The sequence below is a fragment of the Serratia sp. BNK-10 genome (genome assembly GCF_047456065.1).
Taxonomy (GTDB): Bacteria; Pseudomonadota; Gammaproteobacteria; order Enterobacterales; family Enterobacteriaceae; genus Serratia; species Serratia ureilytica.
On the sequence record NZ_CP179894.1, the window covers coordinates 1912718 to 1924812 of the forward strand.

Consider the following 12095-nt stretch of genomic DNA (forward strand, 5'->3'; position numbering starts at 1 on the left):
TTTGGTTAATAAACCGCACGTTTTGACTGGCTCTCAGGGAGCCTGCGTCTTATCCTCGGGGCAATGAGATTTGTATGACTTATATAAATGCGTTTACATGGAGGAGGTCTCATGCGTTTTGACAATAAAGTCGTGGTTATCACCGGTGCGGGCAATGGCATGGGGGAAGCGGCGGCGCGGCGTTTCTCCGCCGAGGGTGCCATTGTGGTGCTGGCCGACTGGGCCAAGGAAGCGGTAGACAAGGTCGCCGCTTCGCTGCCGAAGGGCCGCGCGATGGCGGTGCATATCGACGTTTCCGATCACGTGGCGGTTGAAAAAATGATGAACGAGGTGGCGGAAAAACTGGGCCGCATCGACGTCCTGCTGAACAATGCCGGCGTACACGTGGCGGGCAGCGTGCTGGAAACCAGCATCGACGACTGGCGTCGCATCGCCGGGGTCGATATCGACGGCGTGGTGTTCTGTTCCAAATTCGCCTTGCCGCACTTGCTGAAAACCAAAGGCTGCATCGTCAATACCGCATCGGTGTCCGGCCTGGGCGGTGACTGGGGCGCGGCCTATTACTGCGCGGCGAAAGGCGCGGTGGTTAACCTGACGCGCGCCATGGCGCTGGATCATGGCGGTGACGGCGTGCGCATCAACTCGGTCTGCCCGAGCCTGGTCAAAACCAACATGACCAACGGCTGGCCGCAGGAGATCCGCGACAAGTTCAATGAGCGCATCGCGCTGGGGCGTGCGGCGGAGCCGGAAGAAGTGGCGGCGGTGATGGCGTTTCTGGCCAGCGACGACGCCAGCTTTATCAATGGCGCCAACATCCCGGTCGATGGCGGGGCGACCGCCTCGGACGGCCAACCGAAGATCGTCTAAGCGTTAATGCGCAGGCCCGGCCATTATGACCGGGCCTGTTGTTTTAGACGCCGATGCGATCGCGCAGCGTGTAGTAGGCCGCGCCGATGGCGGTGAACGGGATCTGCAGATTGCGTCCGCCGAAGAACGGCAGGTGCGGCAGCTTGGCGAAGGCGTCGAAGCGTTCGGCGTCGCCGCGCATCAGCTCGGCGATCAGCTTGCCCGCCAGATGGGTGCAGGTTACGCCGTGGCCGCTGTAGCCCTGCATGTAGTACACGTTATTCTCCAGCCGACCGAACTGCGGCATGCGCGACAGCGTCAGCAGGAAGTTGCCGGTCCAGCGATAGTCGATACGCACCCCTTTCAACTGCGGGAAGGTCTTCAGCAGCTTCGGCCGGATCAGGTTATCGATGTCGTCCGGATCGCGCGCGCCGTACACCACGCCGCCGCCGTAAAGCAGACGATGATCGGCGGTGATGCGGTAGTAATCCAGCAGGTAGTTGCAGTCCTCCACGCAGTAATTCTGCGGGATCAGCGCCTGCGCTATCTCCGGCGCCAGCGGTTCGGTGGTCACCACCTGGGTACCGCACGGCATGCTGCGCTTGGCCAGCCGCGGCTCCAGCTTATCGCCCAGATAGGCGTTGCCGGCGACGATGACGAAGCGCGCCTTCACCTGGCCATTGGCGGTGCTGATGAGCGCCGGTTCGCCGTGGCGAATGTTCGTCACCGCCGATTGCTCGAAGATGCGCCCGCCCTGCAGGCGAATCGCCTCGGCCTCGCCCAGCGCCAGATTGAGCGGATGGATGTGGCCGCCGCTGTGATCGAGCAGCGCGCCGACGTAACGATCGCTGGCGATCTCCTGGCGCACCCGGTCCGCGTCGAGCAGCTCAAGCTGGGTATTGCCGTAGCGCTCCCAGTTGCGTTTTTGCTCGATCAGCGCATGGAACTGCTTGTTGTTCAGGGCGGCGAAGATGCCGCCGGGGCGGTAGTCGCAGTCGATGGCGTAGCGGCTGATGCGGCTGCGAATGATCTCCGCGCCTTCGAACATCATGCTGCCGAGCAGGCGGGCGCTTTCCGCGCCGTAACGCTCTTCAATCACATCAATGTCGCGGCTGTAAGAGTTGACCAACTGGCCGCCGTTGCGGCCGCTGGCGCCGAAACCGATGCGCGCCGCTTCCAACACCACCACGTCGTAACCGGCTTCCACCAGGAACAGCGCGGAGGAGAGGCCGGTATAGCCGCCGCCGATCACGCAGACGTCGCATTCGATCGATTCATTCAGTTGCGGATAGGGCTGATGTGCGTTGGCCGTGGCCGCATAATAGCTTTTTACGTGTTCAGTCATGATGTAAGCCCTTATTCCAGCGAGATCCAGGTGGTTTTCAATTCGGTGAATTTGTCCAGCGCATGCAGCGATTTGTCGCGGCCGTTGCCGCTTTGCTTGTAACCGCCGAACGGCACGGTCATGTCGCCGTCGTTGTAGTTGTTGACGAACACCGTACCGGCCTTCAGTTGGCGCGCCATGCGGTGCGCGCGCGCCAGATCGCGGGTCCAGACCGCGGCACCGAGGCCGTAGTCGCTGTCGTTGGCCAGCTGCAGCGCCTGTTGCTCGTCGTCGAACGCCGTCACCGCCAGCACCGGGCCGAAGATTTCATCGCGCGCCACGCTCATGGCATTGTCCACCTGGGTGAGGATGGTCGGCCCCAGATAGCCGGCGTGGTCGCCCTGCGGATGGTCGCGCCCGTCGAGGAACAGCGCGGCGCCCTGGCTCAGCCCCCGATCGATATAGCCGGCCACTTTCTCGCAGTGGCCGCTGTCGATGAGCGTGCCCATCACCGTGTCGGGATCGAGCGGATCGCCGGGCACGAAAGCCGCCGCGTGTTTGCGCAGCGCCTGCAGGAACGCTTGCTCAATGCTCGCTTCGACCAGCAGGCGAGTGCCGGCGATGCACACCTGCCCCTGATTGTAGAAGATGCCGGCGGCGGCGCTGCGGGCGGCCTGATCCAGATCCGGGCAGTCGGCGAAGACGATGTTGGCGCTTTTGCCGCCGGCCTCCAGCCAGACGCGCTTCATGTTCGATTCGCCGGCGTAAATCATCAGCTGTTTCGCCACCAGCGTAGAGCCGGTAAAGGTGAGGGCGTCGACGTCGCGGTGCAGCGCCAGCGCCTTGCCGGCGTCGTGGCCGTAGCCGGGCACCACGTTCAGCACGCCGTCCGGCAGCCCGGCCTGTTGCGCCAGTTTGCCGAGCAGGATGGCGCTCAGCGGTGACTTTTCGGAGGGTTTGAGCACCACGCTGTTGCCGGCGGCCAGCGCCGGGCCGAGCTTCCAGCAGGCCAGCAGCAACGGGAAGTTCCAGGGCACGATGGCGCCGACCACGCCGATCGGCTCGCGTTCGATCAGCGCCAGCGCCTCGCGACCGGTAGGGGCGATTTCGCCGTACACCTTATCGATCGCTTCGGCGTACCAGCGGATGCAGCGGATAGCGCCCGGCACGTCGTCGCGCAGGCTGTGACGAATCGGTTTGCCGGTGTCCAGCGTTTCCAGCAGCGCCAGCTCTTCGTGATGCTGTTCCATCAGCTCGGCGAAGCGCAGCAGCGTGGCTTTGCGCTGCGCCGGCGCGGCCTGGGCCCAGTCGCCGCGTTCAAAGGCGGCGCGCGCCGCGCTGACCGCCCGATCGATGTCGGCGGCTTCGCCGCGCGCGACCTGCGCCAGCTCACGGCGACCGGCGGGATCTTCGACGGCGAAACGTTTCCCCGCGGCGGCCGGCTGGTAGCGGCCGTCGATAAACAACTGGTGCTCAATCTTCAGGGCCTGCGCCCGTTGTTGCCAATACTGCAAATGGTGAAAGTTCATGCCTGGCTCCGTTGATCAGAATGTCGTCGGCGTATGGGCGCTGATAATCCGGCAAATGCGCGCCGACGTGTTGCTGAAACTGTGGGGAATGCCGGTATTGATGGCGTAGCTCTGCCCGGCCTGCAGGTGATAGCTCTGGCCGTTGACCTGCAGCACCACTTCGCCTTCCAGCAGCGTGCCGATCTCTTCCCCTTGGTGTTTGATGCGCTCGCCGGTGGTGGTGCCCGGTTCGTAGGTCTCGATCATCATTGCCAGCGTGCGATTCGGATCGCCGTTATGGATCAGCTTCATCGATACGCCCTGGCTGCCGATCTCGATCAGGTCGTCGCTGTCTATCACGATCTGCGGCTCAGCCGGTTTTTCCGGTTCGGCGAAAAACGCCGACAGCGACAGACCGTATACCGTCAGCAGCTTTTGCAGCGTGCTGATGGCCGGGCTGACCTTGTCTTGCTCGATAGTACTGATGGCGCTGTGGGTTAACCCAGACAGTTCGGCGACCCGGCGCTGCGACAACCCCAATTGTTGACGGATCTGCGACAGACGTTTTCCCGGTGCCAAGCTGACGTCGCTCATGGGCGTTTTTCCTTTTGATAGTTCCGACAGGCGGTAATGAAACCATCAAACAACAGGCGCGACAGGGCGTACTCGTCGCTGTTCCACTCCGGGTGCCACTGCACGCCGAGCGCGAAAGGCTGATCGCGCACGCTGATCGCCTCCACCAGCCCGTCGGCGGCGTGCGCCTCGATGCGAACGCTCGCGCCCAGGGTTTTGGCGCCCTGGCCGTGCAGCGAGTTCACCCAGAATCTGTTGCAATCCGGTATCAGTTGCGAAAGCAGCCCCCCTTCCTGAACGATGACCTCGTGGGCGGGGGCGTATTGCTGTTCCAGCGGCAGGTCGTGATCTTCACGATGCTCCAGCAGCTCGGGCAGTTCGTACAGGCGGCGATGCAGGGTGCCTTGAGTGGCGACCACCATTTCCTGCATGCCGCGGCAAATGGCGAAAAGGGGAATGCGCCTGTCGAATGCCTGGCGGATCAGCGCCAGGCTCAACGCGTCTCGGCCAGGATCGGCGTCAGGCTCATCGCCGTTTTCACCATAAAGGTGCGGCTGCACATTACTGGGGCTGCCGGGCAACAGAATGCCGTCGAGGCGCGGCAACAGTTCCGCCAGCATCTCAGGCTCCGCCAGCGCGTGCGGCAGGGCGATCGGTAAACCGCCGGCGGTGATAACGGCATTCAGGTACTTTTCTTGCAAGGTCTGCGTAAGGTGCCCGTTTAACCTATACCTGCACATGACGACGCCGATGACTGGTCTGTTAAATATATTGTCCATGCTATCCCCTTGGTACGTTCGAAATTATGAACGATAAGCTTCTCCACCGCCGATTTCGTTCAATATTCTATAAATCTAGCAGTCGATTGGCCAATATTCAAACCAAAAGTAACACTTGCAAAACAAATTTGTTTCATCTACGTTTCAATTGTGGGCATTATATTGAACAAGACGGTCAATAAACATCGACGACAGCAAAACACAAACGGCGGGTGAACCATGCAGACCAACATCGTAGAAGTGGAAAACTTTGTTCAGCACAGTGAAGAGAGACGAAGTAGCGCGTTCCAGCGCGAAGTGAAGAAGTACCTGGAACGTTATCCGTTAACCCAACATGTCGACGTCCTGTTGACCGATCTGAACGGCAGCTTCCGCGGCAAACGCATCCCGGTCGGCGGTCTGAATAAGCTGGAGAAAGGCTGTTACTTCCCGGCGTCGGTATTTGCGATGGATATTCTCGGCAACGTGGTGGAAGAAGCCGGGTTGGGGCAGGAGCTGGGCGAGCCGGATCACGTGTGCGTGCCGGTACCGGGCACGCTGACGCCGTCGGCGGCGGATCCGCAATATATCGCGCAGGTGCTGCTCACCATGTTGGATGAAGATGGCACTCCCTTTGACGTTGAACCGCGCAATGTGCTGAACCGAGTGTGGCAGCGTTTGCGTCAGCGCGGGCTCTCCCCCGTGGTAGCGGTAGAGTTGGAGTTCTATCTCATCGATCGTCAACGCGATGCGGAGGGGTATCTGCAGCCGCCGTGCGCACCGGGGACTCAGGAGCGCAACACCCAAAGCCAGGTGTACTCCGTCGATAACCTGAATCATTTCGCCGACGTGCTGAGCGAGATCGACGAACTGGCGCGCTTGCAGGGCATTCCGGCGGACGGCGCGGTGGCGGAGGCGTCGCCGGGGCAGTTCGAGGTCAACCTGCACCATACCGATGATGTGCTGCAGGCCTGCGACCATGCGCTGGCGCTGAAGCGCTTGGTGCGCATGGTGGCCGAGAACCACAATATGCAGGCGACCTTTATGGCCAAGCCGTATGAAGAGCACGCCGGCAGCGGCATGCACGTGCACATCAGCATGCTGAATGCGCAAGGCGACAACGTGTTCGCCGATGACGACGGCGAAGATTCGGCGCTGCTGAAACAGGCGCTGGCGGGCATGATCGCCCTGATGCCGTCCTCGATGGCGCTGCTGGCGCCGAACGTCAACGCCTACCGCCGCTTCCAGCCCGGCATGTATGTGCCGACCCAGGCCTCCTGGGGGCATAACAACCGCACCGTGGCGCTACGCATTCCCTGCGGCGATCGCGATAACCACCGGGTGGAGTATCGCGTGGCGGGCGCCGACGCCAACCCGTATCTGGTGATGGCGACCATTCTGGCCGGCATCGTCTACGGCCTGGAAACCGCATTGCCGCTGCCTGAGCCGGTGACCGGCAACGGGCTGGAGCAGGACGGGCTGCCGTTCCCGATCCGCCAGAGCGACGCGCTGTACGAGTTCGAACATCAGCCGGTGCTCAATGCATTGTTGGGCGAACGCTTCAGCCACGTCTATCTGGCCTGCAAAACCGATGAGCTGGTGCAGTTCGAGCGCCTGATCACCGAAACCGAGATCGAGTGGATGCTGAAAAACGCCTGATCCCGCTCACCCTGCGATTACCGCGCGCGTCCGGCGCATTTCATCGGCTCTCCTGTGGCCGGCGAGGCTGCGCGCTGCGGTACAGAATTTCTTCTATCACGGCGTACAGGACGCCGACGAGGAAATAACCATGACTCAGTCATCCCCCTGCGCAGACGTTTGCCTGTGCCGCAGTGCCGACGAGCCGGTCGCCGGCCGCCCGACAGCGATCCCAACCCGTTTTTACCGCCGCCTGAGCAGCAGTTTCCCTGCGGCCTCTCTGAATGACGTTGCACGGTTGACAGCAGAGGACCAAAAGGGGAAATGCCATGACGACTAAAGACATCGACGGCGGCCAGGCGGGCAAACCGCAGCTGCGCAAATCCCTCAAGCTGTGGCAAGTGGTGATGATGGGCCTGGCCTATCTGACGCCGATGACGGTGTTTGACACCTTCGGCATCGTCTCCGGCCTCACCGACGGCCATGTGCCGACCTCCTACCTGCTGGCGCTGGCCGGCGTGCTGTTCACCGCCATCAGCTACGGCAAACTGGTGCGCCAGTTTCCCACCGCCGGCTCTGCCTATACCTATGCGCAGAAGGCGATCAATCCGCACGTCGGTTTCCTGGTGGGGTGGTCGTCGCTGCTGGACTATCTGTTCTTGCCGATGATCAACACGCTGCTGGCCAAGATCTACCTGACCGCGCTGTTCCCGGAGGTGCCGCCCTGGGTGTGGGTGGTGGGCTTCGTGATTCTGATTACCGCCATCAACCTGAAAAGCGTCAATCTGGTGGCCAACTTCAACACCCTGTTCGTGCTGGCGCAGGTGGCGATCATTCTGGTATTTATCTACCTGGTGGTGCGCGGCCTGCACAACGGCGAGGGGATGGGCACGGTGTGGAGCCTGCGGCCGTTCCTCAGCGAGAATGCGCACCTGCTGCCGATCATTACCGGCGCGACTATCCTGTGCTTCTCGTTCCTCGGCTTTGACGCAGTCACCACGCTGTGTGAAGAGACGCCCGACGCCGCCAAGGTGATCCCGCGCGCCATCTTCCTGACCGCGCTGTACGGCGGGGTGATCTTTATCAGCGTGTCGTTCTTCATTCAGCTGTTTTTCCCGTCCATTCAACGCTTTCATCAGCCCGACGCCGCACTGCCGGAGATTGCGCTGTACGTCGGCGGCAAGCTGTTCCAATCGATCTTCCTGTGCGTGACCTTTATCAACACGCTGGCCTCCGGCCTGGCGTCGCACGCCAGCGTGTCGCGCCTGCTGTACGTGATGGGGCGTGACAACGTGTTCCCGGAGAAATTCTTCGGCTATATCCACCCCAAATGGCGTACGCCGGCGCTGAACGTACTGATGGTCGGGCTGGTGGCGTTGTCGGCGCTGTCATTCGATCTGGTGACCGCCACGGCGCTGATCAACTTCGGCGCGCTGGTGGCCTTTACCTTCGTTAACCTGTCGGTGATCAGCCACTTCTTTATTCGCGAAGGGCGCAACAAAAGCTGGAAGGATCGTTTCAACTTCCTGTTCCTGCCGTTGGTGGGGGCGCTGACGGTGGGCGTGCTGTGGCTGAATCTGGAGAAAAGCTCGCTGACCATGGGGCTTATCTGGGCGACGCTGGGCTTCGGCTATTTGGCCTGGCTGACCCGACGCTTTCGCCAGCCGCCGCCGCAGTTGGAGCGGCAACCGCAGCAATAAATTCACAGGCGGGAGTTTCCCGCCTTTCTTTTTGGCACGTGCGGCAGTAGAGTGAAAAACCTGATAAAAAATAACCTATTGGACCTGCCTTATGCCCGCTTTGCCCTCGCGTACCCGCGCCACGTTGTTCGGTTTATTGGCCATTGTGCTGTGGAGCAGCGTGGTCGGCCTGATTCGCAGCGTCAGCGAAGGGCTGGGGCCGATCGGCGGTGCGGCGATGATCTACAGCGTCAGCGCGGTGTTTTTGCTGGTGGCGCTTGGCGTGCCGAAATGGCGCAGCTTTCCGCGGCCTTATCTCATCGTCGGCAGCCTGCTGTTCGTCAGTTACGAGATCTGCCTGTCGCTGTCGCTCGGCTACGCCAATACCCGCCTGCAGGCGATAGAAGTGGGCATGATCAACTACCTGTGGCCCTGTTTCACCGTGCTGATGGCGCTGGCGATCAACGGCCAAAAGGCGAAATGGTGGCTGCTGCCGGGGCTGCTGCTGTCGCTGTTCGGCATCGGCTGGATCATGAGCGGCGAGGGCGGCTGGTCACCGGCGCAGATGCTGGCCAACGTGCGCAGCAATCCGCTCAGCTACGCGCTGGCCTTCAGCGGCGCGGTGATTTGGGCGCTGTATTGCAACCTGACCAAGAAGATCGCCCAGGGCAACAACGGCGTGGTGCTGTTTATCGTGCTGACCGCACTGGCGCTGTGGCTGAAGTACGCCTTCAGCGCGGAAAGCGGCATGCAGTTCAGCGTCGGCGTGACCGTGACGCTGCTGTGCGCCGGGGTGGCGATGGGGGCGGGGTATGCCGCCTGGAACGTCGGCATTCTGCACGGCAACATGACGCTGCTGGCGACCGTCTCCTATTTTACCCCGGTGCTCTCGGCGGTGTTCGCCGCGCTGGTGCTGCACACCTCGCTGACCGCCAGTTTCTGGCAGGGCGTAGCGATGGTCACACTCGGCTCGCTGATCTGTTGGCGGGCAACTCGCGGAAATTAACGGAAATTATCCGCTGTCGTCGCAATGTTGAACTAGAATTTAACTAGCCATGTTGCCTGAAGGAACGACGACAATGAGAAGTGACATTCAATTTATTCAGCAGCCTGAAATCGACGTGCATCATTATGAGCGCGGCGATACCGTGCGCCTGACCACGGCGAATTTGCGGCATGAATATCAACTCGATGTTTATATTTTGCGCCGCGACGACAAGCTGATTTACGGTTCGGTCGTCGCGGCGGCGCCCAAAACCGATATTCCGGTCGCCAGCTGGGAGGTCAAAAACGGTGAAGAGGTGGCGTTCCGCCAGGAAAACATCGCCAAAGCGGTGCCGGCGGTAAACTGATTTCACGTTCCGCACTTTCTCCTGATGCTGATGAAGGCCGACGCTCGCGCGTCGGCTTTTTCTTTTCCACCTCGTGATGACGCCCTGATGTCATTTGGCTTAAAAACTGCGCTAAAAAACGCGACACATGACAAAAATCACAGCGAATGTGAATTTGCATGAAACATAATTTGACAAATGTGAACGCAATCGATTACCTATTCGCGAAATGCGTAACTGGATCACAGATTCTTACAGTCAGTGGTTTCTATAATGCGCGCGTCATCCGAGTTTCTGTGTGAAGACAACGCCAGGTGTCGGCAGACTCATTGTCATCTTTTCTAAACGGGCAGGAAATGGCCCTTTAAGCATGTGGTAATAAAATGAAAAAAATAGCTCTCGCAGCAGGTGTACTGCTCGCAGCGTCTTACAGTGCATCATCAATGGCTGATAGCAAAGACAGTCAATATGTCTCCGACTGGTGGCACCAGAGCGTTAACGTGGTGGGCAGCTACCACACCCGTTTCGGGCCGCAACTGAATAACGACGTGTATCTCGAATACGAAGCCTTCGCCAAGAAAGACTGGTTCGATTTCTACGGCTACGTTGACGTGCCGAAGTTCTTCGGCGTGGGCAATACCCCGGACCGCGGCATCTGGGACAAAGGCTCCCCGCTGTTTATGGAGATTGAACCGCGCTTCTCCATCGACAAGCTGACCGGCACCGATCTGAGCTTCGGTCCGTTCAAAGAGTGGTACTTCGCCAACAACTACATCTATGACCTGGGCCATAACGCCGACGGCCGTCAGAACACCTGGTACATGGGCCTGGGTACCGATATCGACACCGGCCTGCCGATGAGCCTGTCGATGAACATCTATGCCAAATACCAGTGGGAAAACTACCAGGCCGCCAACGAGAACAGCTGGGACGGTTACCGCTTCAAGGTGAAATACTTTGTGCCGCTGACCCAGGTGTGGGGCGGCAATCTGAGCTACATCGGCTTCACCAACTTCGATTTCGGTTCCGATCTGGGCAAGGACAGCCATTGGGTTGACGGCACCGGCAAACAGGTGCGCACCAGCAACTCTATCGCCTCCAGCCATATTTTGGCGCTGAACTACGATCACTGGCACTATTCTTTCGTGGCGCGTTATTTCCATAACGGCGGTCAGTGGCAGGATGGCGCGGAGATCGGCACGCCGCAGGGCCCGATCAAGTCTACCGGTTGGGGTTACTACCTCGTGGTCGGCTATAACTTCTGATTTTCCGTGTTATCAGAAACAGAAAACCCCGCCTGGCGGGGTTTTTTTTCGTCATCACTGGGCTTGTTCTACCGGGAGATGCCTCACCGGCATAAACAGCCTGCCTTTGATCACGTGACATTCATTATTTATCCAACTAATGATTTGTTCACGGCTGACGCCTTCCGACTGCGCGTAACGATGAAGATCGCCGTTAAAGTGCCGAGTGATGTATTCCATGAGGGTCATTTGCACGTCTTTTGCTCCTGAACGCCCACCCGTTGCCAGCCTGGCCACCGCGGGAGGTTAAGGTTTCTCAGACAGCGAATGTAAATTATCGGCAACGAAATCTCAACATAAAGCACCAAATAGGGGCGACGCCGGTGGGAAAAAGAATCCCGCACGGAAAGGCGGGAAGTGTTCGATATTATCATTCTGGATGATAAGAATAAGATTTGAGGTGCGACGAAAAAGAGCACGCTAACTCTTTTTTGTTACCGTACCACGCTAGCGGAAGGCTTATTTTTCTTCAAGAAAAATCGGGGGTAGATTTCGGAATTCTCGAGGCGTTTTGCGTTAAAACAAGAGAGTGGCGCGAATGCCGTAAAACCGCACTGTCATCTCGGAGTTTTCCTTATACTTTGCCCGGAAAAGGCCAACTATAGTAAACAGAGTCCCCCACGCAGGAATACACAACATGAACAAACGTCGTACGACTCTCACGGTGTTGGCACTGATTGCATCGCTGGGGTTGTCATCCGCCCCGGCCATGGCCGACAAAGGCGGCAATGGTAACGGCAACGGCAACGGGCATGGCAACAGCGGCAATCACGGCAACAACGGTAACCACGGCAACAACGGCAATCACGGCAACAAAGATAAAGGCGACTATAGAGACTATAGAAACGACGATAATCTGGTTTCCGTCAGCCTCTCGCGCGACCGCGCCCGTTCGCTGGCGCACACCTACGGGCTGACCGGCTACCGCTCGTTGCCGCCGGGCATCGCCAAGAATCTGGCGCGCGGCAAACCGCTGCCGCCGGGCATCGCCAAAAAAATGGTGCCGTCTTCGATGCTGCGTGAACTGCCGCAGTATCCGGGTTATGAATGGCGCATCGCCGGCGACGATCTGGTGCTGGTCGCGCTCAGCACCGCGATTGTGGCTTCCGTCATCAACGGCGTGTTCGACTAACG

At 59.7% G+C, this 12095-nt stretch carries 12 protein-coding genes; 7 read left to right on the top strand and 5 right to left on the bottom strand.

From position 1 onward, the window contains the following. The first annotated feature begins 111 nt into the window (after positions 1-111). Positions 112-867 (top strand): SDR family NAD(P)-dependent oxidoreductase, encoded by a 756-nt coding sequence (locus ACMGG9_RS09505; RefSeq protein WP_016928044.1) that lies wholly within the window; start codon positions 112-114, stop codon positions 865-867. Positions 868-910: 43 nt separating this feature from the next. Here ACMGG9_RS09505 and ACMGG9_RS09510 read toward each other — a convergent pair whose 3' ends face one another. From ACMGG9_RS09510 to puuD, 4 genes are read right to left on the bottom strand one after another with little or no spacing between them, the layout of a single operon-like run. Beyond that, positions 911-2191, bottom strand: coding sequence for an NAD(P)/FAD-dependent oxidoreductase (locus tag ACMGG9_RS09510; protein ID WP_016928043.1), 1281 nt, complete (start codon positions 2189-2191; stop codon positions 911-913). Positions 2192-2202: 11 nt separating this feature from the next. Beyond that, complete coding sequence (puuC, locus tag ACMGG9_RS09515) at positions 2203-3699, bottom strand: aldehyde dehydrogenase PuuC (protein ID WP_033642800.1); 1497 nt, start codon at positions 3697-3699, stop codon at positions 2203-2205. Positions 3700-3714: 15 nt separating this feature from the next. Then, a complete protein-coding gene (gene puuR, locus ACMGG9_RS09520) occupies positions 3715-4272 on the bottom strand; it encodes an HTH-type transcriptional regulator PuuR (RefSeq protein WP_033642801.1) in 558 nt (185 codons plus the stop codon). After that, positions 4269-5030: a gamma-glutamyl-gamma-aminobutyrate hydrolase gene (puuD, locus tag ACMGG9_RS09525; RefSeq protein WP_025302552.1), complete on the bottom strand. Its 762-nt coding sequence runs from the start codon at positions 5028-5030 to the stop codon at positions 4269-4271. Before puuD ends, puuR begins: the two co-directional genes overlap by 4 nt. Before the next feature lie 219 nt (positions 5031-5249). Between puuD and ACMGG9_RS09530 the strand changes: the two genes are divergently transcribed. The 5 genes from ACMGG9_RS09530 (at position 5250) to ACMGG9_RS09550 (ending at position 10922) form a co-directional block, all read left to right on the top strand. Beyond that, positions 5250-6668 carry a glutamine synthetase family protein gene (locus ACMGG9_RS09530; protein WP_015377637.1) on the top strand — a complete coding sequence of 473 codons (1419 nt, stop codon included), beginning with the start codon at positions 5250-5252 and terminating at the stop codon, positions 6666-6668. 308 nt (positions 6669-6976) lie between these two features. Then, complete coding sequence (locus tag ACMGG9_RS09535; RefSeq protein WP_047026239.1) at positions 6977-8347, top strand: APC family permease; 1371 nt, start codon at positions 6977-6979, stop codon at positions 8345-8347. A 91-nt stretch (positions 8348-8438) separates the two neighbouring features. Continuing rightward, positions 8439-9332 (top strand): aromatic amino acid DMT transporter YddG, encoded by an 894-nt coding sequence (gene yddG, locus ACMGG9_RS09540; protein WP_414162113.1) that lies wholly within the window; start codon positions 8439-8441, stop codon positions 9330-9332. 73 nt (positions 9333-9405) lie between these two features. Further along, complete coding sequence (locus tag ACMGG9_RS09545; RefSeq protein ID WP_004941292.1) at positions 9406-9678, top strand: hypothetical protein; 273 nt, start codon at positions 9406-9408, stop codon at positions 9676-9678. Positions 9679-10040: 362 nt separating this feature from the next. Further along, the gene (locus tag ACMGG9_RS09550) at positions 10041-10922 is read left to right on the top strand and encodes a nucleoside-specific channel-forming protein Tsx (protein WP_046686925.1); all 882 of its coding nucleotides are present in this window, start codon (positions 10041-10043) and stop codon (positions 10920-10922) included. A 54-nt stretch (positions 10923-10976) separates the two neighbouring features. Here ACMGG9_RS09550 and ACMGG9_RS09555 read toward each other — a convergent pair whose 3' ends face one another. Then, entirely contained in the window at positions 10977-11156 is a 180-nt protein-coding gene (locus ACMGG9_RS09555) for a hypothetical protein (RefSeq protein ID WP_033642811.1), read from the bottom strand. A 442-nt stretch (positions 11157-11598) separates the two neighbouring features. Here ACMGG9_RS09555 and ACMGG9_RS09560 point away from each other — a divergent pair, with 442 nt between their 5' ends. Then, positions 11599-12093: an anti-virulence regulator CigR family protein gene (locus ACMGG9_RS09560; RefSeq protein ID WP_033642812.1), complete on the top strand. Its 495-nt coding sequence runs from the start codon at positions 11599-11601 to the stop codon at positions 12091-12093. Positions 12094-12095: the final 2 nt, after the last annotated feature.